Below are 26,443 nucleotides of genomic sequence, written 5' to 3' on the forward strand. Positions count from 1 at the left end.
AAAGCGCTTTTACGTAAAAGGTTTCAGTTTGTTATTTAATCCAAAAGCTGTCTTTTTCTTAGCTTTTCTTTGTACGCTCATTGCCAAGCTTTGGCTTGCGTACGTGGTCCCTATTACTGGGGACGAAGCGCTATTTTTTTGGTGGGGGCGTTATCCCTATTGGGGATATTATGATCACCCGCCAATGGTGGGTTGGATGATTGCTTTGCTTAGTCTCATTGGCGAATCACCCCTGGCATTGCGGATTTTGACAGTTAGCGCAACTTTTTTTGTTTCTTTAGGTATTCTCGATTTAGTCAATCGACTTGCGCCACACAAAGTAAATGCGAAATGGAACGCGGCAACGCTGTATCTGCTGACCCCAATCAGTTGGATTGGCGTTCCTGTAACCAATGACACACCGTTAATTTTATTTGTTTTTCTTTCGTTTTATTGTTTCGCTCGCGGAGAATTGTTACGTAGTGTGTCGAGCAAGACTATGGGAAGAACCTTTCCCCAGGAATTTTGGTGGTTTGTCTTAACTGGACTAATGCTTGGGCTTGCGTTTTTATCAAAGTACCTCGCTGTAGTTATAGCGTTCGCCTATGCAGTTACTCTTCTCAGAACGCCAAAGCTGGGAGGGCCTAGTCTCGCGCACGGCCTAAAAATTCTTGTAACAATTTTTATTGCGGCATCACCATTTGTTCTGTTGAACGTTGCCTACAACGCGACAAATTGCTGGAACAACGTCATGTTTAACGCAATAAATCGCCATGACGACGTATCTGTAGGCCTGAAGAATTTAGGCATCTTCATCGTCATGATGATTTATTTGGTTGCACCATGGACATTATGGGGCCTGTGGAAGTCACGAAAGCATATCCATCTCCACTTTGCTGTGTTTGTTTTGGTTTGTGTCTCTTTCGGATGTTTTTTGCTGCTTTCGTTGTTTAGGTCTGTCGGACTACACTGGGTGTTAGCTTTTCTGCCGTTGTTATTCGTGCTTACGGGTGTTCTCCTTTCAGAAGATCGTCTGCGGCGCTACATTGGCTGGACTGCGCTTTGGTGTATGCCACACGTTGTTCTTGTCGTTGGTTTTTTTGGTTTCCCTGGTTTTTGGCTAGAACACACCAAGCTCAAAGGTGCCGGCTTTGTTTACGATGCCAAGGAACTCCCAGCTATGGTCATGCTAGGCGCTTCAGATACGACTACGCTAATGGCTGAAGGATACAGTCCAGCGTCGATTCTTGGTTATCATGCAAAGCGCTACGTGCCTGTTTTTGGGGTTGGCTCTCGATATGCTCGGCAAGACGACTACCAGGTGGATTTCCAACAGTTTGATGGCAAACCCGTGCGAATTCTGCTGAGTAGCGAGCGGCCTTTGGCGGATTTCCTTCCTTTTTTTGATTCGGTCAGCCTGCACACCCTGCAAGTCCGTAATCGGCAATATTGGGTCATTCACGGAGAGAAATTTAAATTCTCTGCATATCGAGAAACGGTCATTGCCGAAATCGCCAAACGTTATTATCAGATTCCGGCCCTGTTGCCCATGTACTCTTGTCCTTTTACTGAACGTTACGACTTAATGGTTGAGGGCAGAGCGCGGTCAACATACTAACTAACATTTACAGCGTTTGGCTGACGGCAAATTTATCCGTTCGATATGTCTAAATAGTTAGCCGAAGTTTAATTCGTCCTTCGCCAACTTTGCTGCCAAGCCCGTGTAACTCGCGGGTGTCATCGCCATCAGCCGTGCTTTGTCAGCAGCGGGCAGGTCTAAGCCGTTAATGAAGTTACGCATCGTGGTCTCGGTCATGCCTTGGCCGCGGGTCAGCGCTTTTAACTGCTCATAAGGCTGCGGCAGGCCATAGCGGCGCATCACGGTCTGAATCGGTTCGGCCAATACTTCCCAGGCCTGGTTAAGATCGTCCGCAATTCGTGCTTCATTAATCTCAAGCTTGCCCAGCCCCTTTAGGCACGAGTCATAGGCCAGCAGACTGTGGCCTAGTGCCACACCCAGATTACGCAACACAGTGGAATCCGTTAAATCACGTTGCCAGCGGGACACGGGCAGCTTGTCGCTTAAGTGACGAAGCAGTGCATTGGCAATGCCCAGATTGCCTTCTGCATTTTCAAAATCAATCGGGTTGACCTTGTGCGGCATGGTGGAAGAGCCCACCTCACCCGCTTTTAGTTTTTGTTTGAAGTAACCCAGTGAGATATAGCCCCAAATATCACGCGACAAATCTAAGACGATCGTGTTGAAACGTGCAATCGCATCAAAGTACTGGGCCATCCAGTCGTGCGGTTCAATCTGAATGGTATGACTATTAAATTCTAGCCCAAGGCCTTCAATGACACGCTTAGAAAACGCGGGCCAGTCGATACCGGGTGCGGCCGATGTGTGGGCGTTATAGTTGCCCACCGCGCCGTTCATCTTGGCGCGTGGTGCCACCGCGATAAATGCATCACGTGCAATCCGCAGGCGCTGACGTACATTGGCCAACTCTTTGCCCAATGTTGTGGGTGATGCCGTCTGGCCATGGGTGCGCGATAGCATTGGCAGCTCAGCCGTCAACTCAATCAAGCTATGCAGCCGATCTGTCATCATCTGCATGGCGGGTAAGATTGCTTGCTTGCGTGCTTCTCGCAACATCAACGCGTGGGACGTGTTGTTAATGTCTTCCGAAGTGCAGGCAAAGTGGATGAACTCGGCCGCCTTGGCCAACTCTGGCAAGCCAGTCTCAGCCGCGGCCTTTTCTTTCATCCAATATTCCACGGCTTTTACGTCGTGGTTGGTTGTAGCCTCAATCGCTTTGATTCGGGCGGCATCATCGGTTGAAAAATTATCAACCCAACTCTCTAACGCAGTTCGTGCCGCAGGGCTAAAGGTGGGTAGTTCCGCAAGTCCCAGATCCGATAAGCCAATTAGCCAGGCGACTTCGACCTCGACCCGGTGTTTCATAAAGCCAGCTTCAGAGAGCAGGGGCCGCAGGCTATCGAGTTTCGATGCGTAGCGGCCATCAAGTGGCGAGAGATTTAAAAGCTGCTGGTTAGCACCAGAATTAGACTTGGAATTGAGAGTGTTCATGCCGGTCATTTTATAACCGGGGCACTTTTACGCTCGTAGCCATTGGGCAGAACAATTCGCTGATGGATTAAGACAATCTGATGCACCGGCCGTCTTTCAGCTAGATCGCCCCGAAATAATCCCACCACCCAGGCAGACTGGGCCGTCATAGATCACGGCGGACTGGCCTCGGGTGACCGCCCACTGGGCTTGCGGGAAAGCCAACTCGAACCCATCAACCCCACCCCGATAGGTGCAGGCCGCGTCTGGCTGGCGGTATCGGGCCTTGGCAGTCAATAGGGCGCCGTCTGCAGGCGCGGTGCCTGACACCCAGCTGGGGTCAATGGCTGTCAATCCATGGGACAGCAGGCCCGGGTGATCGTGGCCTTGGGCCACGATGAGCCGGTTGCCCGCCATGTCTTTATCCAACACAAACCAGGGGCTGCCATCACCCGCCTTATCGCCCCCAATGCCCAAGCCCTTGCGCTGGCCCAAGGTATAAAACGCCAGGCCCATATGCTGGCCAACCGTGCGGCCTTCTGGCGTGACCATGGGCCCAGGTTTGGTGGGCAGGTAGCGGTTCAAGAACTCCCGAAATGGCCGCTCACCGATAAAGCAGATACCTGTGGAGTCCTTCTTCGCCGCGTTGGGCAGACCAATTTTTCTGGCCATATCCCGCACCACAGACTTATGTAAATCGCCAATCGGGAAGATAGTACGTGCTAACTGTTGTTGATTTAGGCGGTGCAGAAAGTAGGTCTGGTCTTTGCCCGGGTCGGCACCCCGGACCAGCTGGACCTGGTGGCTTGAGACCCACTGGACCTGTGCATAGTGGCCCGTGGCAATACAGTCGGCCCCCTGGGCCATGGCGTGGTCCAAAAAGGCCTTGAACTTAATTTCGGCATTGCACAGCACGTCGGGGTTGGGGGTTCGGCCAGCCTGGTACTCCCGCAAGAAATCCGCAAAGACCCGGTCTTTGTAGTCCTTCGCAAAGTTCACCGCCTGCAATTCAATGCCGATCACTTCGGCCGCCGCAGCGGCATCTAGGAAGTCTTGGCGGGTGGAACAGTACTCGCTGTCGTCATCGTCTTCCCAGTTTTTCATGAAAAGACCAATAACTTCACAGCCAGCCTCTTTGAGTCGCCAGGCGGTGACCGATGAATCGACCCCGCCCGACATGCCCACCACCACCCGTTTGCGGCCCCGCAGTGAGTCTTTCCAATTTAAAACGGGGTGATTGCTCATCATGTGTCGGAGTGTCGCGAACAGGCGCCTAAAACCAGAGAAATGGGACCCATGATTCTAGTCTGCCCGCCCACGCTTGGTGCGGTTGTCGGGTAGCATTTAGCCTGTAACTCAATCCCCACACGTTATGGAGACCATCGAATGCACGTTGGCATTCCCAAGGAGTCATTGCCCGGCGAAACGCGGGTAGCGGCGACACCCGAGACGGTGAAAAAATTTATTGCCCAGGGGCATCAGGTCACGATTGCTGCTGGCGCGGGCGTGTCCGCGAATTTTATTGACGAGGCCTATACGGCTGTTGGCGCAAAGGTCGGTTCTCAGGCTGATGCCATGGGCACCGATTTGGTGCTGAAAGTCCGCATCCCGTCAGATGACGAAGTCAAACAGATGAAGCAGGGTGCCGTGCTGATCGGCATGCTGAACCCCTTTGACCGTGCTGGCTTAGAGCGCTTAGCTGGCGCTGGCATTACCGCCTTTGCCATGGAGGCAGCCCCCCGCACGACCCGTGCCCAGAGCATGGACGTGCTGTCATCCCAGGCCAACCTGGCGGGCTACAAGGCCGTCATGCTGGCTGCGGATGCCTATCCCAAGATCTTCCCCATGCTCATGACCGCTGCCGGCACGATTAAGGCCGCTCGCATGGTCATTTTGGGCGCTGGTGTTGCCGGTCTGCAGGCCATTGCCACGGCCAAGCGCCTGGGTGCTGTGGTGGAAGCCTCTGACGTTCGCCCGGCTGTGAAAGAGCAGATTGAGTCCCTTGGCGCGAAATTCATTGATGTGCCCTTTGAGACCGATGAAGAGCGCGAGATCGCCCAGGGCGTGGGCGGCTATGCCCGGCCCATGCCGGAAGCTTGGATGAAGCGCCAGAGTGCAGAAGTGGCTAAGCGCATCGCGGCTGCAGACATTGTGATTTCCACCGCCTTGATCCCTGGTCGTAAGGCCCCAACCCTGATCACAGAAGACATGGTCAAGTCCATGAAGCCGGGTTCGGTGATTGTGGACATGGCCGTTGAGCAGGGCGGTAACTGCCCCTTATCGGAACTGGGCAAGACAGTGGTCAAGCACGGCGTGATCATTGTGGGCCAGCCCAACCTGGCGGCCTTGGTGCCAACGGATGCCAGCGCGCTCTACGCCCGCAACCTGCTGGACTTCATGAAGCTGATCGTGACCAAAGAGGGCGCGCTCAGCATCCCCGCAGACGACGACATTGTGACGGCCACTTTGGTGACCAAAGACGGCGCTGTTTTACGTAATTAATTCAAATAGAGAGTGATGCGATGGAAGCAATCAGTCCAACCCTTGTGAACTTAATCATCTTTGTGCTGGCCATCTACGTGGGTTACCACGTGGTCTGGAATGTCACGCCTGCCCTGCACACGCCACTCATGGCTGTGACCAATGCGATTTCCGCCATCGTGATCGTGGGTGCCATGCTGGCGGCCGCACTGACTGAAACCGTGCTGGGTCAGACCATGGGTGTCTTGGCCGTGGCACTTGCTGCCGTGAATGTGTTCGGTGGCTTCTTGGTCACCCGCCGTATGCTGGAGATGTTTAAAAAGAAAGAGAAAAAACCCGCTGCGAACGCAAAGGAGGCTGCATAAATGTTAAGCCTCTCGATGAATACCGTAACGCTGCTCTATCTGATCGCGTCGGTCTGTTTTATTCAGGCGCTAAAGGGCCTGTCGCACCCCACTACATCGATTAAGGGCAACTTATTTGGCATGACCGGTATGGCGATTGCGATCTTTACCACGGTCGGTTTGATTTCCACCATGTCGCAAAGCCTAGCCCCCACAGGCATTGAGGCCGCACTGCAGTCCGCTCAGAATGCCGTGAACCAGGCCATGGGCAAAGCACCCGCAGCCGAGAACGGTCTAATGAAGGGCCTGCTCTTGGTGCTGGGTGGTTTGGTGGTGGGCGGCGCCATTGGCGCCACCATGGCCAAGCGGGTGGAGATGACCAAGATGCCAGAGCTGGTGGCCTTCATGCACTCCATGATTGGTCTAGCAGCTGTGTTTATTGCCGTTGCTGCCGTTGCTGAGCCGTATGCCTTGAACATCACGCAAAAAGGCCAGCCCATTCCGATCGGCAACCGCTTAGAGCTCTTCTTGGGCGCAGCCATTGGTGCGATTACTTTCTCAGGCTCTGTGATTGCGTTTGGCAAACTCTCTGGCAAATACAAGTTCCGCCTGTTCCAGGGCGCGCCAGTCGTGTTTTCTGGCCAGCACATGCTCAACCTGATTTTGGGTATCGCCACGATCGCGCTTGGCCTGGTGTTTATGTTTACGGAAAGCTGGCCGGCGTTTTTTGCCATGCTGGCACTCTCGTTTGTGCTGGGTGTGTTGATCATCATCCCGATTGGCGGTGCCGATATGCCAGTGGTGGTGTCGATGTTAAACAGCTACTCTGGCTGGGCGGCAGCGGGCATTGGCTTTAGCTTGAATAACTCCATGCTGATCATTGCGGGTTCGCTTGTGGGTTCCAGCGGTGCGATTCTGTCTTACATTATGTGTAAGGCCATGAATCGGTCGTTCTTCAACGTGATTCTGGGTGGCTTTGGTGGTGACGCTGCAGCAGCTACTGGCGGTGCACAAGAACAGCGCCCGGTGAAGAGTGGTTCGCCCGATGATGCTGCCTTTATGCTGACCAATGCCGAGACGGTGGTGATTGTTCCCGGTTACGGTTTGGCGGTTGCCCGTGCCCAGCATGCACTCAAAGAGTTGACCGAAAAGCTCACGCACAAGGGCATCACGGTGAAGTACGCCATCCACCCTGTAGCTGGCCGTATGCCGGGCCATATGAACGTGCTCTTGGCGGAAGCCGAGGTGCCGTACGATCAGGTCTTTGAGATGGAAGATATCAACTCAGAGTTTGGTCAGACCGATGTGGTCTTGGTGTTGGGCGCGAATGACGTGGTCAACCCCGCCGCCCGCACGCCAGGCTCCCCTATCTTTGGCATGCCGATTCTGGAAGCCTATAAAGCCAAGACCGTTATTGTGAACAAGCGCTCTATGGCTGCTGGTTATGCTGGCTTGGATAACGACCTTTTCTACATGGACCGCACCATGATGGTCTTTGGTGATGCCAAAAAGGTCGTTGAAGATATGGTGAAGGCGGTGGAGTGATTCGCTTTAACCGAACTAAGAAGTTGTAACGCAAAGAAAAACGCCACTCATCGAGTGGCGTTTTTCGTTCTTTTAGCGGTTCTAGAAAAAGATGGCTTTAGGCTGAAAAGCTTGAACCACAGCCACAAGTGGTCGTCGCATTTGGGTTCTTAATCACAAACTGTGAACCCTCAAGATCCTCTTTATAGTCGATTTCGGCGCCCACCAAGTACTGGTAACTCATGCTGTCAATCAGCAGAGTCACGCCATTTTTCTCCATGCTCGTGTCGTCTTCGTTGACGGCTTCATCAAAAGTAAAGCCGTACTGAAAACCACTGCAACCACCACCCTGAACGAACACGCGCAGTTTAAGCTCGGGGTTGCCCTCTTCATCAATAAGAGCTTTGACTTTGGCTGCCGCATTATCGGTAAAGTTAAGCGGGGCAGGCATTTCTAAATCAGCATTCTCAACGGCAGCATTCATATTCAATTCCTTTCATTTACGGCAAAACTGGTACCTGGGTTAGACCAGCAGTTTCAGGCAGGCCAAACATAATGTTCATAACTTGCACCCCCTGGCCAGAGGCCCCTTTAGCCAAATTATCCTCTACCACCAGCACCACGAGAAGATCACTCTCGGGCGGGCGATGCACCGCAATACGCACAAAATTAGACGCCCTGACCGACCGTGTCTCTGGGTGAGAACCCCGTGGAAGCACGTCTACAAAGGGTTCTGCGGCGTAGCGCTCGTCAAAAAGCTTCTGAAAATCAAAGTCCTTGGCGTGGCCTAATACCCTTGCATAGAGTGTGGAATGGATGCCCCGGATCATCGGCGTCAGGTGGGGCACAAAGACCAGTTTCAAGTCGTTGGCACCCTGCGCCTTGCCGGCAGTAGAGGCAATCGCCTTAAGCCCCTGGGTGATTTCTGGCCAGTGGCGGTGGCCGGTAACGGAATAGGCTTTGAAGTTATCCCCCGCTTCCGCCAAAAGAATGCCGACCTCGGCCTTACGGCCCGCACCGCTAACCCCAGATTTGCAGTCGGCAATCAGAGATGAGGTGTCCACCAGGCCACCATGCTCCAGAACCGGCAGAAAACCCAGCTGTACGCTGGTGGGGTAACAGCCGGGCAGACCGATCAGTCGGGCGACACGAATTGCCTCGCGATTGACCTCTGGCAGGCCGTAAACAGCTTCTGAAAGCAGATCAGTGCATGTGTGCGGGGTCTTGTACCAGCGCTCGAATTCAGCGGGGTCTTTGAGCCGAAAGTCTGCGGCCAGATCAATCACCTTGACGCCAGATTCCAGCAGGCCTCTTGCCTGCTCCATGGCAACCCCATGGGGTGTTGCAAAGAAGACGACATCACACTTTTGCAGGGGCGCATTGGCTGGGTCTGTAAATTGCAGATCGACCCTGCCGCGCAGAGACGGAAACATGTCGGCAACGGCCATGCCAGCTTCTTTTCGGCTCGTAATTGCTGTGATCTCTGCGTGGGGGTGCTGGGCCAACAGCCGAAGCAATTCAACCCCCGTGTAGCCAGTGCCCCCGACAATGCCAACTTTGATCATTTCAGAATCCTTAAAAGAAAAACCCCTCGGAGATTATCTCTCGGAGGGGTCTCGGTTTGGGAGTGGAAAAGAACCCCCAAAATTTCCAACAATTAACGCTTCGAGAACTGCTTGCGCTTACGGGCTTTATGCAGACCGACTTTTTTGCGCTCGACCTCTCGGGCGTCACGCGTGACCAAGCCAGCTTTCGACAGAGCGGCTTTCAGCGTTTCATCGTAGTCGATCAGAGCACGGGTCAGACCGTGGCGAACTGCGCCCGCTTGGCCAGACTCGCCACCACCGTTGACGTTTACTTTCACGTCAAACGTGCTGTTGTGGTTGGTCAAAACCAAAGGCTGCATCACGATCATGCGGCCAGTTTCGCGGGAAAAGTATTGATCCAAGGGCTTGCCGTTGACAACGATGTTGCCCTTACCGCTTTTAATGAAAACACGGGCTACCGAGCTTTTGCGCCGTCCCGTTCCGTAGTTGTATTCGCCGACCATGGTGCTTAAACCTTTTTTGTTGAGCTTTTCATTAATGTGCCGTTGATGGCACGAATCAGTTAATCATAAGGGCTTTGGGCTGCTGTGCGCTGTGGGGATGTGCATCACCCGCATAAATCTTTAACTTCTTGATCATGGCGTAGCCCAGTGGGCCTTTGGGCAGCATACCTTTCACTGCAATCTCTAGTGCACGGCCAGGAAACTTGCCCTGCATCTTGCTGAATGTCGTTTCTGAAATACCGCCGGGGTAGCCGGAGTGGCGGAAGTACTTCTTGTCATCCGCCTTGTTGCCAGTGACACGGATTTTTTCAGCGTTCACGACAACAATGAAGTCGCCCGTGTCTACGTGGGGCGTGAATTCTGGCTTGTGCTTGCCGCGCAGGCGGTGAGCAATCTCAGCCGCCAGGCGGCCCAATACAGCATTCGTGCCGTCGACGACGTACCAGTCGTGTTGTGCTGTTTCAGCTTTTGCGGAAAACGTCTTCATATTCTCAATCTCTTTGGTCAATTTTGCCCGCTGGACAAACCGCCAGCGACCGAACGGAATTAGGGAAAGCCTTCTAGGATAACGGGTTTCAGCCAAATCAGCAAGGCAAAAAAAAGCCCCAAGCCACAGGGGCTTGGGGTGTAATCCACCAAAGGAGGAGGGTGGAGGAGACAGATTGTAGAGTAACCCGAATTTTGGTGCGGCGCAACTATTTATGAACCAAAAGTCATTAGAAAGTCAGGGGAGATGATTTGGTCTTTTTAGGGTTGGGGCAGCAAAACCACTTTAATAGCATGGTTTTTTAACGGAACCGATTTTGGGCGGTGAGTCCCTTTGCGGACTGCTCAACAGTGTGTCTTAAAAGGACTTGTCAGAAACTGCTGGGCCAGATACGCGAGCTATGAAACACGTGAAGGATCTGGACTTCTTGACCTTTCACGCGATAGGGAATGATGTAGGGGTACTTGACCAAGACCAACTCGCGGGTGCCGTGTACTCGGCCCGTGCGACCGGTCTGCGGGTATTGCGCCAGCTGCTCTGCGCTGGCTATCGCATGGCGGAAAAACTCTCGTGCCGCCTTGGGGTTGTCTTGAGCGATATAGTCGTGGGCTGCGATCAAGGCTTTGGTCGCCCTGGTAAGCCATCTAACCCGCATACTTCTTCACGATCTTGGCAAACTCCGCATCGCTTACAAAGTCGCCCGCGTCGGCTTCCTTGATGGCTTGTTTAATTTCCTTGATCTGCCAGGCCTCTACTTCAAGATAGCGCTCAATCGCTTCAGCTGCAAGAAAAGACTTTGAGCGCTTGGTGGCCTCGGCTAGCTTATCCAGTTTGGCCTTGGTTTTGGTATCGACCCGTAAAGTAAGCACAGCGCTTTCCATGAGCTGCTCCTTCGTAAGATGCAGATGTATACATTGTATAAATTTTGGGCCAAAACGCAACCGCTCGTTTTTCATTAAAAGGATTTGTTGCACGTGGGCCCGTTAAGCGGAGCGCACTTTAATAACCGCTTCGGGGTTGTGTTGAGTCACGTTGAACAGCAACAGCACTGGACTGTGGGGTGAGGTCACACAAACAAAAACCCCCGCTTTGTGAGCGGGGGTTCTCGCGGTTTCTAACTCTTTCAACAGTCTGGTGACTGTCGGGGGAGATTAGAAGCTGTGGGTCAAACCGACGCGAGCTGTGGTCCGCTTGATATCGTCAGTCGCAGGGGACTCGTCCTTGTCCGAGCCGTACAATGCCCAAGCAGAAGTACGCTTGCTAAATGCATAGTCGGCAATTACCTGGAAGCCAGGACGATCAAACGAGGCTGCACCACCAGCTGATGGCTCAGTCTTAGCTGAGGAGTAACCTGCCTTGACCGTGAAGGCTGATGTAACAGGAACTGCTACGCCAAACTCGGTGTAGCTGGACTTTGACTCGGCTCCAGTGAGACCAATCTTGCGCTGGCCAATCAAACCAGTGACTTTTGCTACTTTGAAGTCATAGCTAGCACCGATAGCGGCTGTATCGTAGCGGTATTTGCCAGGGCCGGTTTCTACGCCAAAAAGAGACACTCCTTCGGATTTTGAAACGCCGGTACCGGAATCAATATCCCCACTACCGAAATGAACTCCCACCGAGAGTGGGCCGGCAACGTAGTTGATGTTTGCTTGGGCCATTGATACGTCATAAAACTCCACTGCATCTGTTGCAGCAGCCTCGTAGGAAGCCTTGGAAGCTGAGTAAGCAACGGAGGCGGCGATACCACTAAACGACGGGGTGGTATAGGCGATCTGGTTAGCACGGGTCAAGCGACTGACTTTATGGCCCTCGTAGCCAGCGGAGTTATCTGTCAACAGGGAATAAGTATCGTTAAAGTCCGTGTCGAGGGTTTTCTTGTAACCAATTAAGGCTTGACCGAAATTGCCGCTCAAGGTCATAAACGCTTGACGAGTGGCTGCACCGAAGACAGCCGAATCGGCCGAGGTAGTAGAAGTAGAACCTTCTCCCGTTCCTGTGACTTTATGGCCATTGGTCTTATCGATTGCTGTACCGTTCGTCAGGTTCAGGCCGGACTCAAGCACAAAACCGGCCTTCAGACCACCACCCAGATCCTCGGTGCCACGGAAACCGAGACGGCTCGAGCTATTTGCGCTGTCAGCCAATCCCGTGCTTTTAACGTTGCTGGTTGCGGTTGCCGAGCCCTTCGTTTCATTTACGCCGTAGGACGCGTCAAGTACACCATAAATGCTAACGTTTTGAGCCATCGCAGGCACTGCAACAGCAGCAGCTACGGCAGCAGCAATAAGATGCTTCTTCATTAATAGTTCTCCTAAAGGGGAACTACGATTTCAAAACCTTTTTCGACCGTATCGTAATGGCTCCAACACCGCAGCAGCATTGGGTTTCAGCGTGTTGCACACCGCGTAGTGTGCGAGAAAAAATCGTGAAGATTTGTTGAAAATATTTTCGATGTTTGACGCTGCGTTTACGGTGCACTGACGCAATGAGATTGGCATTGATACAATTTCAGTTTTTGTTATCTCGCTTTTATATAGCGGTGTGCGACATTACGCTGTGCAGATGCTGTGTGCTGCAAACGACGAAAACTTTTACGCGATACGCTGCCGAACGCTGCCACGGTTAGATACGATGACGCAGATTCCTGGCTATCCCACGAAGTTGAAAATCTTTCAAACCAATGCATCACGATTTTGGCAAGTGCGTTGCTTCTTTCCGCCTAAAGCCATTATTCGCAGTCTGCGAACTACAAGTAAGCGTGAGGCGATTGCAAAAGCCAAACTCTTTTATGACACTGAGTTGGTAAAGCGTGGCTTGTTGGCAAGCGATATCAGTAAACGCTTAACGCACAGCGTGGAAGAAGTGGCAGCACTGTTATTTGATAGTGAGGCTGCACGGCTAAAACGAGACGAGATCACCAAGCAGTCGTATGTGATGCTGACTTGCCGAATACGCAAGCAGGTGTTGCCATTTTTCCGCAATGTTGCGGTTGAAGATATTGACTACACGCAAGTGGCAAAATTCTTGGCACATCTAAGCCAGCATGACTATAGACCCATGACGATCAAGCAATACATGTCTGCACTGCGTAGGGTCTTGACATGTGCACACGATCACGGCTGGGTAGAACGATTGCCAAAGTTTCCACAGCTCAAAATACATAGCTCGGCCCGCGGCTCGTTTGCTGTAGCGGAGTATCGACAATTACTGCGTACAGCCAAACAGCTTCGGCAAATCAATCCCAAACCCATTACGCTTACCCATCGCAGTACACGCGGGGGGATTTATACGGATACGGAAGGGTTGCCGTGGGAGTTTGCGTGGCTAATTGGTTTTATGGTCAATAGCTTTGTGCGTCCAGTCGATGTCAAAGTCATCCAGCACAAGCATGTGCAGGTGATACGGGGTGAGCACTGCTACTTGCGATTGGTGCTGCCTGAAACCAAACGCCATAAAAGCCAAGTTATTACACTGCCAGCAGCCCTGCACATTTATGAGCAGTTAAAGCAGCACTTTGAGCGGCAGGGATTGGCAGGCGAAGAAGACTATTTGTTTTTACCCCAAGTGCAAGATCGTGCCGCGGCGATGTGGCTGCTTGAGCGGTATTTTGGAAGACTCCTGGATGCAACGGGCTTGCGTTTTAGTGGGCCGGGGGGACGCAGAACGCTGTATAGCCTTCGCCACTCTGCCATCACTTTTAGGCTGCTGTATGGCAAGGGCATTGACTTGCTGACCCTGGCACGCAATGCCCGCACCAGCTTAGAGATGGTGGATAAGTTCTATGCAAGCGAGCTCAGTGCCGAGATGAATGTTGCCATGCTGCACAGCAGGCGGTAATGCACAGGGAGAAGGGGGTATTTTTACCGTATTCCCCATACGCCAACCCCGTCTCGCTATGCCAGCTCCTCAACCCCCCAAACTCACGCTCAAAAAACCCTAATTTAAGGTTTTAGGCGGCGATGGAAAGTTTCTGGGCGGCTTTGGCACGGCGTTGGCGTTCCCGTTCTGCTGCCAGCTGCCGCCTTGCTTGCTCCACTTGTGCTTGCAGGGTACGCAGGCGGGCTTCCTGGGGGTTAAGCGGCTTGGCTGGGGGCATAGCAGGCTTGAATTCAAAAAATCTCATCGTCTTGTATTTAAGCTGCCACCCACCCCCATTGCATTGACTACTTGCGAAAGCCTGAACGCAGGGCCCCACTTGCCAGCTCAATTTGGCTATCGAGCTCGCCAGCTTCCACAGCCGTCTTAACAACCGTCAATGCATCAATTAGCTCGGCTGCGCTGCCCACCTCGATTGCGGACTTATTTTTCGCCAGCTCAATCAGTTTGCTGCCATAACGCACATTGACACAGACCTTGCCGTTTTCCGCCACGAACCACCACGGCTTTATGCGCTTGGCGACTTCCACGGTGGTACGCACGCCATCGGCATCGCGAATGCTTTTAAGTTTCTTGCTGACAAAAGTGCTGCCCGTTTGTTGTGCCCTTGCAAGTTCAATTTGCTCCCATAGCCGCTTTGACAGCTTGTTGCGTTGGGCCACGATGGCAGGTTGGTTAATGGGCTTTTTTGCCGCAGTTAATTTGAGACTGGCTAATGCTGACATGTGTTTGCTCCTTTAAGTAATGGTTGGAAGCTTTAATTTGCGATCAGTAGCCAGATCTGGGCAAATAGTTTCGCGGCTCTTGCCTTACCCACGATAAGAATTGAAAGCGATTTTTCTGCAGCTCTTATCTCGTCAAGTTTTTTACGCTACACAATATCCAAAAAATATGTCAGCATCTCCCGCCATGAGCGGCCAAGAAAAAGACCTGCTACAAAAACTCCAAGACAAGCTTCTCAAGCTCGTCATGATTGCCCATAGCCATATGCTTACTGAAGAAGACGAGCTAGTCTATATGCCGGCGATTCAAGGCGGAGTTAGTCTGGTGCAATTTGATGACGCGCTTCTTTTAAAGCTTGTTGATCTCTCCGCATCCGATTCTGGGGGCACTTATTTTTTGAAATTTGAGGCGTTAGGCTCTCTTGCTAACGCACTGCAAGCGGGTGGGTTGGCGACAGTGTTTGATGCGTGGCTTATTAATGCAAAATTTAAAAGGATTTTTGTGATCGACGAACACTGCGATCTAGAAAAGATATTTTGGCAGGTTGTGACAAAACCAGCGCAGGCGCAAACGCCCCCGACAGTCGATCAATTAATGTTGGCACATGAAAGCTTAGACAAACTTTTGGTCTTTTATGCAATGAAATTTTCAAACTCGTAATTGGTGGCTTTAGGCAAACGCCTGAAATTCCAAGAATATTTCTCCTTAAGCCGCAAGATCATAAATAAACATGCGAGTTGCTATGGAGTTGCTAATGAGTGGCAAGTCGCCGGGTTAGAAACAAGTCACTCGTTACTAGTTACTTGCTGCGACAAATGGCAACGAGCTACCTAAAGTGGCGTTCGTTACAAGCAACCGAAACAAGTGACTTTTTCTCCTGGCCTGCGACTGCAAAAGCAACACTTGCGACTGGCGACTAACAACAAGGAGAAACACAAAATGAAAAGCAATCAAAAGCACAGCATGGCTGTGCGCTTATACGACAACCCAAAGTTCGGCAAAACATTTGGGAAGGGTCTTTATCACAACACACTTTTTAATGGCACAGTGGATTTGCCAGTGCTGGGTCTAAAGTATTTAATCGATTTGGTCCAATACGAGCAGTGGCAGCACACCGCCAAAAGCGATCAGGATATGGAGATGCTGGCCACAGCGATTGACTACCTGAAAGCCCAAGACATCGATATTGAGTCTGGGGCTAATCGCACCAATATCTTGTGCAGTTGGATAAAGCGGTTTGACAGCAATATGTTGAAACCCAAAGTCCCGGGATTTGCATTACTGGATTTGCAGAAGTGCAAGATCACGGTCGTCGTAACGGACGAACAACATGGCATCGCGTTTGGCGAGCGGCTTTGTATGCGCAGCTGCAAGGATCCGAGCAATGGGCAGCGCAGCCCTAACTACTTTGCCAGCAACTACGACGCAGACACGCGACTGCCACTAGCAGCATAAGTGCACTGTGTAGGCGCGAGGGTGGTGGTCAAAAATCACCACCCAGAAAATCCAAGTACTCCACAGCTGAAAAATGCAGCAGCACCCAAAAACCCAGCAAGTTGGCGGGTTATGTGCGCGAGCTACGCAAAGCGGGTGTGGGCAGCACTAGCCCAGCAGCAAAACCCCCTCAAAAAAGCCCTACAGCAGCTTTTTGGCTGGCTCCGAATGCTCTGGGTGCTGGGCTGTGCTGTCGTGCGCTTGTAGGGCTGATTTGCTGTGTGGCGTAAATGCCATGCAGTGCAGCGAACACATAAGGAAATACATAAACCCTTTTCGATTCCAGCTAAGTGCTTGATTTTTGGAAGGATCTGCAGCGGCCATTTTTAGGTAGGAATTTGCGAGAAATGAAAACACACTTGCAAGTGTCAATTATTTGCACACAAAGGAGCACAGCACCATGGCACAAGCCAAAACACTTACCCAAGCTGAACTTGATCAAGTACTGCGCCACTGCGCACGCACCCGCTACAAAGCACGAAATAGGGCGATGGTGGTTACGAGTTTTTGGAGTGGGATGCGGGTAGGGGAGATCGCGGCACTAAGAGTGGGTGATGTCGCGAACACGGACGGCACGATCAAGAGCGAAGTACGGCTTTTGGCGCAGCAAACGAAGGGGCACTATGGCAGGGTGGTATTTTTAAATGACAAACTTAGGGCAGAGCTTGCAGCTTATCTGCGCACTGTTCGGGTGAAAAATCTCCAGCAGCCACTTTTTTACACCGAAAAGGCGGCAGGGTTTTCAGCCAACACGCTAACGCAGTGGTTCTATTGGACCTACAAAAAAGCTGGCATTAGTGGTGCCAGCAGCCACAGCGGCAGGCGCACTTTCATCACCAACTTAGCCAGCAAAGGCATTGGGGTGCGGGTGTTGGCAAGTTTGGCAGGGCACCGATCGATTGCCGTCACGCAGGCATATATCGATGTGAACGATGACATGAAGCGGCAGGCGGTGGAGCTGGTTTGACTCACTATCAAGCCAATAATCGTCTAAGCCGTTCGATTTTATCTGCATGTTTTATCTGGTCAAATAGTCCGCCATGATCTCGATATATGCTCATGTCTTCCTGAAGTGATTTTTTTAATCGAGGATTTAGAGATGTACAAGCTTTTAGTTTAGCCTCAGCTGCGATCTGTTTGTCTGGCCCGACACTCTCTAATGCCTCGATAATCACAGCCAGAGTAAAAGCATTCTGGGCATTTAACATCGCCTCATATTGCGCATTCGGCGCGAGAAAAAGGCTTTGTCTCATAATTTCGATTGTCTCATCTGCTGCTATGAATATAGCATCTATAAATGTCGATAAGTCCTCTGGGCTATTGCTCTCCGCTTGTGCAATTATCCCCATCGCCATGGTTTTCATATATTCCATGCGTTGTGTAATCGCTTTATCGATCATTGCGGCTGCCTGGGCTTTGTCCATCCTGTATCTCCTTTTACTTAAAACCCTAATTTAAGGTTTTAGCCCTCGTAACGAGACGCTGCCACGGCATCCAGCAAACTGCTGTGTTCATCAAGCAGTGCACGCCAGTCTTTTGCGGCAAATAGCTGCTCAATCAAATCCAAAAGCTGTGCGTATTGCCTCGGCAACTGATCACGATGCCCACCAAAGGCCAGAGCGTTTGCTCGTCGTGCCGCGTCCAGTATCACCCAGGTATTATGATTTACCAGTAGCTGTGAGCTAATCGTATCTAATCGCCTCCCCGCAAATGGGTCAGGGTCAACAGCGAGATGATGCATCATGAGTTTTTGCCCGATTGGCGATTGCAGGTTTGCAGGTATAGGATTGTTTGCGTCTGTATGATACTGGTGCAAAGTCATCGTCTGGAATCGATAAGACCAATCCTGGGCTGAAGGCCCAAGATTGATAGGCAAAATATATGCATCCTTATTTCCTGCTTGACGCGTCGGTGTGGCACTGTCACAGCTGACTTGCAACAGCGAATTTGTTTTTCTCAATTCACGCTGTATGGCTGTCAGCACGATGTCCCAAGTGGGCTGCGACATTCCAAGCACATGCAACCAATCCATCCCTTTTTCAAATGCAGCCTCATCACGCATCATCAGCACGGTGGCTAATACATTTTTCACACCGCCACGCCAACCTGCAGCACCTGCCAAAGCCCAACCACCACCGCGGAACCACTTCACACTGTCCCACCAACGCTGGATATTTTGTGCATTGGTGCCTTGGATGACATTAAGCCATTTTGTTCTGCCGCGACGCTCTGCGTCGATAATACGCAGATTCTCTACCGTCATATCGATTAGCTGTTGTTCATTACAGCGATGAAAAGGTGAGGCCTTTCCAGATGCGGTCATTGCCCATAGCGGCATGTCAATCGTCATGGCGTAGTCACAATAACGCTCAAGCCAATCGATAATCCAAATCTTTGCGTCGTAATTTTCAGCCCACGCACGAACGGCGGCGGCACCGTCCATATTTGCCGTAAGTCCCTTTACGCCTTGCAGCGTGCCTGTGCCAATCTGGAAACCTCCGCTGTCACCCACCAATACAAACTCGCCAGCTGTTTTATTAAAGATGCTGCCCCGTGTATCAACACCCACACGATAACCGCCCACGGAATGCAGCAAGCACTTATGCGTCCATAGTTTGCTATTGCCACTCCAAAATGCGAGATCGGCAAGCGTTAAGCCTGCGGGCAGTGCACGGTCTGCGGGTGTTGGCAAGTCTGCTACGCGGATGTAGTTCTCGTTTAATGCGGGCAGATACACTGCCGTATCATGGGGCACACTCAGTGCAAATTGATCTGCTGTCATTTGCGCAGCCGCTTCATGTTTTCCAGTAGCTGCTGATTTTCAGCTTCGGTGGGGTCAGGCACCAAATCGTCGGGATCTTTGCTGGTTTCCAAACCTTCTGTTTGCACAGGGTTATAGGGTTCAAAGCATTGCGTGTGTCTCGTACCAGCATCATCTGCAGTGGGGATCCAGCACTCAAAGCTGTTGGCATCCGTTTCAAACTGCAGCCGTAATGCACCACTGTCTATCGCTAAATCAATATCACCCATGATGTTGAGGTCTGCTATCTGCCGCAGTGTGAACATGAGATCGGCTGAGCGTACCGTTACACACATAAACTGATTAAATTGCTTGACAGGCAAGGCAAGAGTGCGTGTTTGGCTGTAGCCCACGCCCGTGTCAAGATCAAAGCCAATGATCAATGCATTTTTATCTAAGCCCAAGCTCATGGTGCGGTTGAGATCACGATTGGCTTTATCGCCACGATTCTTCACCCATTTATCCACGAACTCGGTAGTCGTCTCACGCAGCCAATCCAGGCTAATCTGTGCCGCCCACTGTGCTGAAAATGCATCACTGCGATTGGTGACTTGCCACACTGGCGTGCCCATCGATTCGTAAAACGGGATAAAGCTCAACGGCGGGTGACTGAGATTTTTAGTCACGGCAAGTATTTGATTAGCGGTGACACCGTCTTTGCCATCCAATATCAGTTTGGTGTCTAACTTTACATACTGGGCCGCGATAAATCCGGCTGGCACACGATGGAACTTTTGATCGGAAGATGCACGGAATAAATTAAAAGCGGATTGATGCAACAATCGCCGCTCGATCGATTGCCGTGCACTCTCCATCAAGAACATGTCACCCTTGCGTTTATCCATCACGGCTTTTTTGGGGCGAGAAGTCAGCACCACGCTGCTATCAACGCCTGTGAGACTGAGCAGAAAGTCTGCGGTGTCAGCCCTGTATATCAAACGGCGATGTGCCAGCATAGCTTTGGGTTTTGCAGCCCACGGATCTTTTATGCGGCTTTTCTCTGCGAGCTTGTCGTAGGCATGTGCGATTGAGCGTGGCACATTGAGAACATGCAAAGGCTCTAACACACTGCGGACAGTGATCGGCTGTGCGGTAAAGTCATCGCGATAGGTTTTTATTAACGCTTCATCGATCAGTGTGTTGTCGTTGCTGGTGCCCACCAATGTGACTTTGCCGCTGTGTTTGTGCATGACCACCACGCTGTAGCCTGCATCCGAAGTGTGTAGTGCGGGCATATTGATGCTGGGGCGATGTTGGCTTTGGGCGTAAAACTTGCGAGCTTCATCGCGTAGCACGGGGATCAGTTCCGCTTCGTTTAGATCAAATAACAGCAGCGGTGCATCTTCGATCAGTTCCTCATCATCAGTCTGCGTGCCGTGATAGCCCGCCAATCCTGCTTTGCCACCATTAAGCTTTACGAAATGACAGATGGCTTCAACTGGCTCCGTCGCGTAATGATCGGGATATTTTTCAAACTCGTCATGGATACGACGCAAAGCTTTTGCCCATAAATCCAAGTCAGTGTCTTGTATTCGGTTGTCGTGCACCAGCCGCAGCAGTGGGCGGAAATTTACGCCGCGAGTTTTGTTGAAAGTGATGTGGTTATGCTGATAGCAGGCTTCCAGATAGCCAGGCACCGAGGCAGCTTCTCGCCACCATAAGTAAGCGTGGGCCATGATGCGGCGTTCATGCTCGCGGGTGAGTTTTTCTAAGACTGCAAAGTTGGCGACATCAAGTTGTAGTTCCGCCAGCCGTGTGTCCAGATTGAGTGTCTGTGCCATGGCCCAAAATCCTTAATTTAGGGTTTTTGGCAAGCATAACGCAGCTATATGGGATAGGTGGTTCGCACTGCCACCAAACCCCAGAAACCCAAGACGCCCGCGGAGCAGCGTGTGTCGGCGTTGAAGACACAGCTGGATCAGGCTCGCGTGGCGGCTCGGAGGCAGCGGCTAGCTGCGAGGCAGGCACGGTTGAACCAAGAACGGGCGGCTTTAACTAAAAACATTGGTCAATAAAAAACCCCCGCCTTGTGAGCGGGGGGTTTTTGTGGTTTCTAACTCTTAGACAGCGTGATCGCTGTGGGGGAGATTAGAAGGTGTGGACAATGCCGAGTGCAGTTTGGCTGTACTTGTCTTCCTTAGCATCAGCATGGGTACCCTTATCGAGCTTGGTCTCACCGGTGATCAGGTAAGCAGATGTGCGCTTGCTAAATGCATAGCTCGCACCAAGCGAGTAGCCGCTGACATTGCGGCTTTCGGTGGTTCCCGCGGCAGCCGCAAGCTTGTTCTTGCCGTCAGAGTACTGGCCCATCAAAGTGATTGCACCGAGAGGTAAACGGAGACCGACGCTCATTGCGTCTGCTTCGCCTTCACCCTTGGCAATTGCCTCGAGGTCATTGTCCAGTTCTTTCTTGCCGTATTGGAGGAACGCCTGCGCCACGCCAAAATTGTAAGAGCCACCGATCACGGTTGTCTTGACTTTTCCATCGAAAGCGGCGACAGCCTCAGATGCCACTAACGATGAGCCGGCTGTCAAATAATTGCCTATGCTTAGCGCCTCGTTCTTCTGCTTGACATCCTGGTAGGCAGCGCCAATTGACAGGGGGCCATCTGCGTACTGCAGCGCAGCAATGTAGCCAGACTGAGCTTTTGCGGATTTGTCGTTACTACTTCCCAAATTGGCATCGTCGTTTTTAGAGATTCCAACCGTGCCCTTTAGTCCCTTGACCAGAGTCTGGGACACTTGGATACCAGTGCGGCGGTTGCTGGAGAATTGGCTGTCGTTGTTTAGGACATTACCAACCATGTTCGAACCGGCCATGGCGTCATAGGCAATCGTGAAATCACGGATCGGGGTCGAGCCAAAACCAACACGAACATCGGTTCCTGTGGGGAAGGACAGGGTTGCGAAGATCCCGCGATCACCAACCACTGCGTTGTCGAGTGTGGTGCCGTTTCCGTTGTTGGTACCGTTGGCGTTCTGGGGGTTTTTCTCCAAGCCACTACGCATGTTGGTGCTGATGCCGGTCTCAACCGTAAAAGACGCCTTGAGACCACCGCCGAGATCCTCCGTGCCGCTGATACCCCAACGGCTTGAAGAGTTGGAACTAAAGCCAACAGCAGACTTCTTTGCGACCTTCACGCCTGCAGTTTCACGCTCAATCGTGCCGTAGCCAGCGTCCAACAAGCCGTAGAAAGTAACATTCTGAGCCATCGCGGGCACTGCAACAGCAGCAGCCACGGCGGCAGCAATAAGATGCTTCTTCATTAATAGTTCTCCTAAGAGGTTGTTTTACGATCGGCCGACCATTGGCCGACCGCAACAGTCAGGACTTCCTGACCGCTGGAGAGGATTGTTAATGAGTCGCCAGGATTACTCAATTCTTACGACTCGAAAAAGACAGTTTTTTGAGTAAATCGTTGCTTAAATGACACATTGGTCTCAGGGGGCTTGCAAGGCTAAAATTAGGACTGAAGCCCAATTTATATGTAAGTACTCGCTTACAAGAAACCAACGCAAGAATCAGTTGACCTCTTTAGCCCTTTTCAAACGCCTGCTTTCCTACTCCTTTCGGTATTGGACGGGCTTCCTTGTGGCCGTAATCGGCATGACCATCACAGCAGCTACCGAGACGGCTTTCCCGGCCTTGATGAAGCAATTAATGGACAAGGGCTTTCAGGGAGCAGAATCCTTCGAGGTCTGGTGGGTTCCGGTCGCAGTCTTATTCATCTTTATCGGGCGCGGAGTGGCCACATTTCTGGCTTCTTACAGCATGGAGTGGGTATCAAATAACGTGCTGCGCGACCTGCGCCAGGCAATGTTTGAAAAACTAATTCTCTTGCCGTCTCGCACTTTCGACGCCAGTTCATCTGGCCAGCTGATTTCGAAAATGATCTCCGAGGCACAGCAGGTGCTCTTCGCCGCGACCAATGTCGTGACTGTGCTGATTCGAGACAGCCTAGTTTTGGTCGGTTTGCTCGGCTGGCTTTTCTGGATTAATTGGAAGTTAACGTTAGTGGTCGTCTGCCTAATGCCTTTTTTGGCAGTGGTCACTCGAAAATTCTCAAAAAGGATGCGGACTGTCAGCCGTAACTATCTCGCTTCGGTCGGCGACATGACGGTAACCGTTGAGGAAGCCATATCTGGAAACCGCGTGATCAAGGTTTTCGGGGGCGAACCTTATGAAAAAAAACGTTTCGCAAACGCAAATGCTGCATTTCGGGGTCAGGCAATGCGCTACGCCGTAGCAGCAGCGCTGCAAACACCGATTAGCCAATTTATATCAGCAATTGGCGTTACTGTCGTGATCACCATCGCTCTGATTCAAACCCGATCCGGTGAGGCCACGATTGGTGACTTTGTTTCTTTCATTACGGCAATGCTTTTGATGTTTAGCCCCTTGAAGCACCTTTCTGAGATCAACGCCCTGCTACAGAAAGGCCTTGCCGCGGCTGAGGGTGTCTTCAAAATGATCGACGAAAATGGGGAAAAAGAAACCGGGCATCTTGATATAGGCCGTGTGGAAGGCGCAGTGGAATATCGCAATATCACCCTGCGGTATCCAACCCGCGAGACAGATGCCTTAAGCGATATCAACTTGAAAATAGAGGCCGGAAAAACCTATGCTTTTGTTGGTCCGTCTGGTGGTGGCAAAACATCCTTGGTGAATTTATTGCCGCGCCTCTATGATTTTGATAGTGGAGACATCCTCATCGATCGCGTCTCAATCCGGGACTTCACGTTAACGTCGTTAAGGCGACAGATCGCACTCGTCTCTCAAGATGTTGTACTTTTCAATGACAGCATTGCAAGAAACATTGCCTATGGATTGAGCAGTGTTGACGAACAAAAAATTTGGGATGCAGTAAAAGCCGCGGCACTTAAAGAGTTCATAGACTCACTGCCCGACGGCCTAAATACTATTGTTGGTGATCGTGGAGTGCGCATCTCTGGCGGGCAGCGCCAACGCATAGCAATCGCCCGCGCATTCCTAAAAGATGCACCAATATTAATCTTAGACGAAGCAACTTCCGCACTTGACACCCAATCCGAGGCAAGCGTTCAGAGCGCTATCGACCGCCTAAGGAGTGGCAGAACAACACTGGTCGTGGCACATCGACTTTCCACTATTGTCAATGCCGACCAAATTGTTGTATTGAGCAACGGAAAAATTGTGCAACAAGGAAATCACAGTCAGTTAATCGCTCGGCCTGGCGTGTATCAATCACTTTATGCCAAGGCCCCCACAGCATGAAACTCTGGTTTGAGCGCGGTGCCTGGGCTTCCAAGTACGCAAAAAAAGCTGCTGCCGAACTGGCACCTGAGCAAGTCCGCCGTATCGCGGTGATACGCCACGCTGCTCTGGGCGACATGGTGTTAGTCCGCCCATTTTTAATTGAAGCAAGAAGATTTTTTCCTAATGCGGAAATAGTCCTGAGTGTCGTTTCCAATTACACCTACGGTGCACCCGATGACCTGGTTGACTCTGTCCATGTGTTGCACGGGAATGACAAGAAAAATGTGTCGGCGTGGCAGCGCTTAGCCAATGCTCGAGCGCTGGGGACAGTTGACATTCTTTTTGATTTGGCCGACACCACGCGGTCGCGTTATTTAACCCTGGTCACCTCCGCGAAGCTAAAAATCGGATTTCCGTATCGCTGGTATCTAAGAAACCTTCTTTTTGATGCAGCAGTCTTTCGGTCAGATTTCACTTTTGAGGCAGAGGTAATGCTGGACACACTCAAGCTTTTGGGCGCAAATCCGGCCGTTCCATTGCGTTTCAACTGGTCGGTTCCAACCCGAGAACAGCACGGTGAGACACGATCTGAACAAATTCTTTATTTTCCGTTCGCATCTGTTCAGAGCAAGTGTTGGCCGAGGGAGCGATTTGCTGCCCTGATTGATCTCATGGCAACCGAATTTAAGCAATACACGCACGTTATTCTTGGCGGTATCAGTGACAACGAGGACCCTACCATTTTTGGTGATTTGGCTACAAAGCACACCAACGTAACTTTGCAGCAGGCCATGAATTTGGATGCCACCATCCATCTTTTAATGGATTCCAAATTGGTCGTCGCCAACGATACTGGTGTAAGAAACTTAGCGATTGCAATAAATACGCCCACTTTGGGCATATTTTTTTCAACTGTGCCACATCGTTATTGGCCCCGTTGGGGAGGATTACACGATTCGGTATTCGTGGCTGATGGAACTGCGCCTTCAGTCGAAGATGTAGCCAGCCGAGCGAAGACACTTTTGAATTCTGTTTCTCGTTCTATGGGCTTTGCCCGCTAGCTATCATACTGCTCTGATGGGGTGACCAATGCAAAACTTGATTCATCTGGCACGGTATAAATTTTTTCCATTAACTACGGAGCGCCTTGCTGGACTATTGCTTTTTTTGTTTCCGATCTGCGCCGTTTCGGTTCGCCATTGGGTCAGCGCAATTTTTTTACTGTTTGCCTTGCTAGCCATATTTAATTTGAGGTCCCTGATTCGCAGTTCAAACCTCTCGAAACATGAGGTTTGGTTGCTGGTGCTGATGGCCATTTTTTTTGTTGTCTATCTGATCTCATCTTTTGTAAATGGCTGGAGCGATCGTAGTATTCGATTGTGGGAGCGTGAACTGCGGTTTTTGTTATTCGTCCCTGTTTACCTTCTGGTGCGACAGCGACCCAACCCGCTGGCCGCCTTGGGCTGTGGGGCAGCAATCGCAGTCTTTCTTACCGCCGTGATAGCGCCTGTTCAGGCTTATCTTTTGGGCTATGGACGTGATCTTGGTGTTTATGGGCCGCTTTTTACTGGGCCGATCACCGCCCTGTTTCTAATTGTCGCGATTGCTTGGGCTCATGCTGAGGTGCCGGTTCGATTCCGTAGAGCATTGGTTGCAGCCCTGTTTATTGCAACGCTAATCGTGGCGGTGTTGACAAGTAGAAGCTCGATCCTTGGGACATCCCTGATCCTTCTTGGCTATTACCTCTTCACAAGCCGAGATTATCGATATCTGCTTGCCTTTGTGTTTCTTGGTGTGGCGATTGTTGGGGCGCACGAAGTTACAGAAGTCTCTACTGCGCCAAGGCTTGGCACAGCGTTTCAAGAGGCAAAGAACTACATTACTTTTCAGATAAATCACCCTGGTGAGATAAACCCGCACGCAGTAACTTCCGTCGGGACTCGGCTTGAAATGTTGAGATCGCTGCAGTTTTTTCTGCGTGATTATCCAGTTTGGGGGGCTGGTGGGTACAACTATCACGAAGTGATTTCAGGATATATCAGCAAGGGGCTGGTTGCTGAAAGCGTAGCGTTTCACGCACATCCCCACAATGTTTTCGCCCAGGTTTTGGTCTCGAAAGGTATTGTGGGCTTAATTATTTTTTTGGGAATTATTTTTATGTCAGCGTTCCTCTTAAGGCGGGCTGAGACCGACGGTGCAGGAACTTCGCGCCTAACTTTTGGGCTACTGTTTTTGGCTGCCCTGATTCTTATGAGCTTTACAGAGTCAGCTCTAGTACTCAAGGGGAACTTTATTGCTTGTGGGTTATTGCTTTTGTGTGTGTTTCTCGCTGACCGACAGCGCAGGGAAACTTTTTTGAATAAAAAACAAGCTTAG

At 51.3% G+C, this 26,443-nt stretch carries 26 protein-coding genes; 11 read left to right on the forward strand and 15 right to left on the reverse strand.

The window, feature by feature from the left end:
- Positions 1-28: 28 nt before the first annotated feature.
- The gene (locus AOB54_01180; GenBank protein ID WVN42021.1) at positions 29-1,597 is read left to right on the forward strand and encodes a glycosyltransferase family 39 protein; all 1,569 of its coding nucleotides are present in this window, start codon (positions 29-31) and stop codon (positions 1,595-1,597) included.
- A 57-nt stretch (positions 1,598-1,654) separates the two neighbouring features.
- Here AOB54_01180 and purB read toward each other — a convergent pair whose 3' ends face one another.
- Both purB and mnmA read right to left on the reverse strand, forming a co-directional pair.
- The gene (gene purB / locus AOB54_01185) at positions 1,655-3,070 is read right to left on the reverse strand and encodes an adenylosuccinate lyase (GenBank protein ID WVN42022.1); all 1,416 of its coding nucleotides are present in this window, start codon (positions 3,068-3,070) and stop codon (positions 1,655-1,657) included.
- A 96-nt stretch (positions 3,071-3,166) separates the two neighbouring features.
- The gene (gene mnmA / locus AOB54_01190) at positions 3,167-4,294 is read right to left on the reverse strand and encodes a tRNA 2-thiouridine(34) synthase MnmA (GenBank protein WVN42731.1); all 1,128 of its coding nucleotides are present in this window, start codon (positions 4,292-4,294) and stop codon (positions 3,167-3,169) included.
- Positions 4,295-4,435: 141 nt separating this feature from the next.
- Between mnmA and AOB54_01195 the strand changes: the two genes are divergently transcribed.
- From AOB54_01195 to AOB54_01205, 3 genes are read left to right on the forward strand one after another with little or no spacing between them, the layout of a single operon-like run.
- Positions 4,436-5,551, forward strand: coding sequence for a Re/Si-specific NAD(P)(+) transhydrogenase subunit alpha (locus tag AOB54_01195; GenBank protein WVN42023.1), 1,116 nt, complete (start codon positions 4,436-4,438; stop codon positions 5,549-5,551).
- A 20-nt stretch (positions 5,552-5,571) separates the two neighbouring features.
- The gene (locus tag AOB54_01200; protein WVN42024.1) at positions 5,572-5,895 is read left to right on the forward strand and encodes an NAD(P) transhydrogenase subunit alpha; all 324 of its coding nucleotides are present in this window, start codon (positions 5,572-5,574) and stop codon (positions 5,893-5,895) included.
- The gene (locus AOB54_01205; protein ID WVN42025.1) at positions 5,896-7,419 is read left to right on the forward strand and encodes an NAD(P)(+) transhydrogenase (Re/Si-specific) subunit beta; all 1,524 of its coding nucleotides are present in this window, start codon (positions 5,896-5,898) and stop codon (positions 7,417-7,419) included. It abuts the gene before it with no gap.
- 97 nt (positions 7,420-7,516) lie between these two features.
- Here the strand turns inward: AOB54_01205 and erpA are convergent, their stop codons facing one another.
- The 7 genes from erpA to AOB54_01240 form a co-directional block, all read right to left on the reverse strand.
- Positions 7,517-7,882 carry an iron-sulfur cluster insertion protein ErpA gene (gene erpA / locus AOB54_01210; GenBank protein ID WVN42026.1) on the reverse strand — a complete coding sequence of 122 codons (366 nt, stop codon included), beginning with the start codon at positions 7,880-7,882 and terminating at the stop codon, positions 7,517-7,519.
- Positions 7,883-7,898: 16 nt separating this feature from the next.
- Positions 7,899-8,963, reverse strand: coding sequence for an N-acetyl-gamma-glutamyl-phosphate reductase (gene argC / locus AOB54_01215; protein WVN42027.1), 1,065 nt, complete (start codon positions 8,961-8,963; stop codon positions 7,899-7,901).
- A 92-nt stretch (positions 8,964-9,055) separates the two neighbouring features.
- Positions 9,056-9,448, reverse strand: coding sequence for a 30S ribosomal protein S9 (gene rpsI, locus AOB54_01220; protein WVN42028.1), 393 nt, complete (start codon positions 9,446-9,448; stop codon positions 9,056-9,058).
- A 55-nt stretch (positions 9,449-9,503) separates the two neighbouring features.
- Positions 9,504-9,935: a 50S ribosomal protein L13 gene (rplM, locus tag AOB54_01225; GenBank protein ID WVN42029.1), complete on the reverse strand. Its 432-nt coding sequence runs from the start codon at positions 9,933-9,935 to the stop codon at positions 9,504-9,506.
- A gap of 370 nt (positions 9,936-10,305) precedes the next feature.
- Entirely contained in the window at positions 10,306-10,590 is a 285-nt protein-coding gene (locus AOB54_01230) for a type II toxin-antitoxin system RelE/ParE family toxin (GenBank protein WVN42030.1), read from the reverse strand.
- The gene (locus AOB54_01235; GenBank protein ID WVN42031.1) at positions 10,580-10,816 is read right to left on the reverse strand and encodes a ribbon-helix-helix protein, CopG family; all 237 of its coding nucleotides are present in this window, start codon (positions 10,814-10,816) and stop codon (positions 10,580-10,582) included. The genes AOB54_01230 and AOB54_01235 overlap by 11 nt, the downstream gene beginning before the upstream one ends.
- Before the next feature lie 270 nt (positions 10,817-11,086).
- Complete coding sequence (locus tag AOB54_01240; protein ID WVN42032.1) at positions 11,087-12,238, reverse strand: porin; 1,152 nt, start codon at positions 12,236-12,238, stop codon at positions 11,087-11,089.
- A gap of 241 nt (positions 12,239-12,479) precedes the next feature.
- Here AOB54_01240 and AOB54_01245 point away from each other — a divergent pair, with 241 nt between their 5' ends.
- Complete coding sequence (locus tag AOB54_01245) at positions 12,480-13,775, forward strand: phage integrase SAM-like domain-containing protein (protein ID WVN42033.1); 1,296 nt, start codon at positions 12,480-12,482, stop codon at positions 13,773-13,775.
- A gap of 112 nt (positions 13,776-13,887) precedes the next feature.
- Here the strand turns inward: AOB54_01245 and AOB54_01250 are convergent, their stop codons facing one another.
- Both AOB54_01250 and AOB54_01255 read right to left on the reverse strand, forming a co-directional pair.
- Positions 13,888-14,034 carry a hypothetical protein gene (locus AOB54_01250; protein WVN42034.1) on the reverse strand — a complete coding sequence of 49 codons (147 nt, stop codon included), beginning with the start codon at positions 14,032-14,034 and terminating at the stop codon, positions 13,888-13,890.
- Between the two features lie 67 nt (positions 14,035-14,101).
- Positions 14,102-14,539, reverse strand: a complete 438-nt coding sequence (locus AOB54_01255) for a DUF6641 family protein (protein WVN42035.1) — start codon at positions 14,537-14,539, stop codon at positions 14,102-14,104.
- Between the two features lie 100 nt (positions 14,540-14,639).
- Here AOB54_01255 and AOB54_01260 point away from each other — a divergent pair, with 100 nt between their 5' ends.
- From AOB54_01260 to AOB54_01270, 3 genes are all read left to right on the forward strand, one after another.
- Positions 14,640-15,197, forward strand: coding sequence for a hypothetical protein (locus AOB54_01260; GenBank protein WVN42036.1), 558 nt, complete (start codon positions 14,640-14,642; stop codon positions 15,195-15,197).
- Positions 15,198-15,476: 279 nt separating this feature from the next.
- Positions 15,477-15,992, forward strand: coding sequence for a hypothetical protein (locus AOB54_01265; protein WVN42037.1), 516 nt, complete (start codon positions 15,477-15,479; stop codon positions 15,990-15,992).
- A gap of 439 nt (positions 15,993-16,431) precedes the next feature.
- Positions 16,432-16,998: a site-specific integrase gene (locus AOB54_01270; protein WVN42038.1), complete on the forward strand. Its 567-nt coding sequence runs from the start codon at positions 16,432-16,434 to the stop codon at positions 16,996-16,998.
- A 7-nt stretch (positions 16,999-17,005) separates the two neighbouring features.
- Here AOB54_01270 and AOB54_01275 read toward each other — a convergent pair whose 3' ends face one another.
- The 4 genes from AOB54_01275 to AOB54_01290 form a co-directional block, all read right to left on the reverse strand.
- Positions 17,006-17,455, reverse strand: a complete 450-nt coding sequence (locus AOB54_01275) for a hypothetical protein (protein WVN42039.1) — start codon at positions 17,453-17,455, stop codon at positions 17,006-17,008.
- Positions 17,456-17,493: 38 nt separating this feature from the next.
- Positions 17,494-18,813: a hypothetical protein gene (locus AOB54_01280; GenBank protein WVN42040.1), complete on the reverse strand. Its 1,320-nt coding sequence runs from the start codon at positions 18,811-18,813 to the stop codon at positions 17,494-17,496.
- On the reverse strand, positions 18,810-20,612 hold the full coding sequence (locus AOB54_01285) for a hypothetical protein (protein WVN42041.1): 1,803 nt from the start codon (positions 20,610-20,612) through the stop codon (positions 18,810-18,812). The genes AOB54_01280 and AOB54_01285 overlap by 4 nt, the downstream gene beginning before the upstream one ends.
- Positions 20,613-20,919: 307 nt before the next feature.
- Positions 20,920-22,098, reverse strand: a complete 1,179-nt coding sequence (locus AOB54_01290; protein WVN42042.1) for a porin — start codon at positions 22,096-22,098, stop codon at positions 20,920-20,922.
- Between the two features lie 259 nt (positions 22,099-22,357).
- On the opposite strand from AOB54_01290, the gene msbA reads away from it, so the two are divergent.
- The 3 genes from msbA to AOB54_01305 are packed head-to-tail and all read left to right on the forward strand — an operon-like array spanning position 22,358 to position 26,443.
- Positions 22,358-24,085: a lipid A export permease/ATP-binding protein MsbA gene (gene msbA, locus AOB54_01295; protein ID WVN42043.1), complete on the forward strand. Its 1,728-nt coding sequence runs from the start codon at positions 22,358-22,360 to the stop codon at positions 24,083-24,085.
- Positions 24,082-25,128 (forward strand): glycosyltransferase family 9 protein, encoded by a 1,047-nt coding sequence (locus AOB54_01300; GenBank protein WVN42044.1) that lies wholly within the window; start codon positions 24,082-24,084, stop codon positions 25,126-25,128. The genes msbA and AOB54_01300 overlap by 4 nt, the downstream gene beginning before the upstream one ends.
- 28 nt (positions 25,129-25,156) lie before the next feature.
- Positions 25,157-26,443, forward strand: coding sequence for an O-antigen ligase family protein (locus tag AOB54_01305; protein WVN42045.1), 1,287 nt, complete (start codon positions 25,157-25,159; stop codon positions 26,441-26,443).

The organism is beta proteobacterium MWH-UniP1, assembly GCA_036362785.1.
In the GTDB taxonomy this organism is placed as follows: Bacteria; Pseudomonadota; Gammaproteobacteria; order Burkholderiales; family Burkholderiaceae_A; genus Lacustribacter.

Coding starts and splice junctions, on each gene's coding strand:
- AOB54_01205 (WVN42025.1), top strand. CDS start 5,896: ATGTTAAGCCTCTCGATGAATACCGTAACGCTGCTCTATCTGATCGCG.
- AOB54_01280 (WVN42040.1), bottom strand. CDS start 18,813: ATGACAGCAGATCAATTTGCACTGAGTGTGCCCCATGATACGGCAGTG.
- AOB54_01300 (WVN42044.1), top strand. CDS start 24,082: ATGAAACTCTGGTTTGAGCGCGGTGCCTGGGCTTCCAAGTACGCAAAA.
- rplM (WVN42029.1), bottom strand. CDS start 9,935: ATGAAGACGTTTTCCGCAAAAGCTGAAACAGCACAACACGACTGGTAC.
- AOB54_01305 (WVN42045.1), top strand. CDS start 25,157: ATGCAAAACTTGATTCATCTGGCACGGTATAAATTTTTTCCATTAACT.
- AOB54_01250 (WVN42034.1), bottom strand. CDS start 14,034: ATGCCCCCAGCCAAGCCGCTTAACCCCCAGGAAGCCCGCCTGCGTACC.
- AOB54_01275 (WVN42039.1), bottom strand. CDS start 17,455: ATGGACAAAGCCCAGGCAGCCGCAATGATCGATAAAGCGATTACACAA.
- AOB54_01195 (WVN42023.1), top strand. CDS start 4,436: ATGCACGTTGGCATTCCCAAGGAGTCATTGCCCGGCGAAACGCGGGTA.
- AOB54_01230 (WVN42030.1), bottom strand. CDS start 10,590: ATGCGGGTTAGATGGCTTACCAGGGCGACCAAAGCCTTGATCGCAGCC.
- argC (WVN42027.1), bottom strand. CDS start 8,963: ATGATCAAAGTTGGCATTGTCGGGGGCACTGGCTACACGGGGGTTGAA.
- erpA (WVN42026.1), bottom strand. CDS start 7,882: ATGAATGCTGCCGTTGAGAATGCTGATTTAGAAATGCCTGCCCCGCTT.
- AOB54_01265 (WVN42037.1), top strand. CDS start 15,477: ATGAAAAGCAATCAAAAGCACAGCATGGCTGTGCGCTTATACGACAAC.
- AOB54_01235 (WVN42031.1), bottom strand. CDS start 10,816: ATGGAAAGCGCTGTGCTTACTTTACGGGTCGATACCAAAACCAAGGCC.
- AOB54_01270 (WVN42038.1), top strand. CDS start 16,432: ATGGCACAAGCCAAAACACTTACCCAAGCTGAACTTGATCAAGTACTG.
- AOB54_01255 (WVN42035.1), bottom strand. CDS start 14,539: ATGTCAGCATTAGCCAGTCTCAAATTAACTGCGGCAAAAAAGCCCATT.
- purB (WVN42022.1), bottom strand. CDS start 3,070: ATGAACACTCTCAATTCCAAGTCTAATTCTGGTGCTAACCAGCAGCTT.
- AOB54_01290 (WVN42042.1), bottom strand. CDS start 22,098: ATGAAGAAGCATCTTATTGCTGCCGCCGTGGCTGCTGCTGTTGCAGTG.
- rpsI (WVN42028.1), bottom strand. CDS start 9,448: ATGGTCGGCGAATACAACTACGGAACGGGACGGCGCAAAAGCTCGGTA.
- AOB54_01240 (WVN42032.1), bottom strand. CDS start 12,238: ATGAAGAAGCATCTTATTGCTGCTGCCGTAGCTGCTGCTGTTGCAGTG.
- AOB54_01200 (WVN42024.1), top strand. CDS start 5,572: ATGGAAGCAATCAGTCCAACCCTTGTGAACTTAATCATCTTTGTGCTG.
- AOB54_01285 (WVN42041.1), bottom strand. CDS start 20,612: ATGGCACAGACACTCAATCTGGACACACGGCTGGCGGAACTACAACTT.
- mnmA (WVN42731.1), bottom strand. CDS start 4,294: ATGAGCAATCACCCCGTTTTAAATTGGAAAGACTCACTGCGGGGCCGC.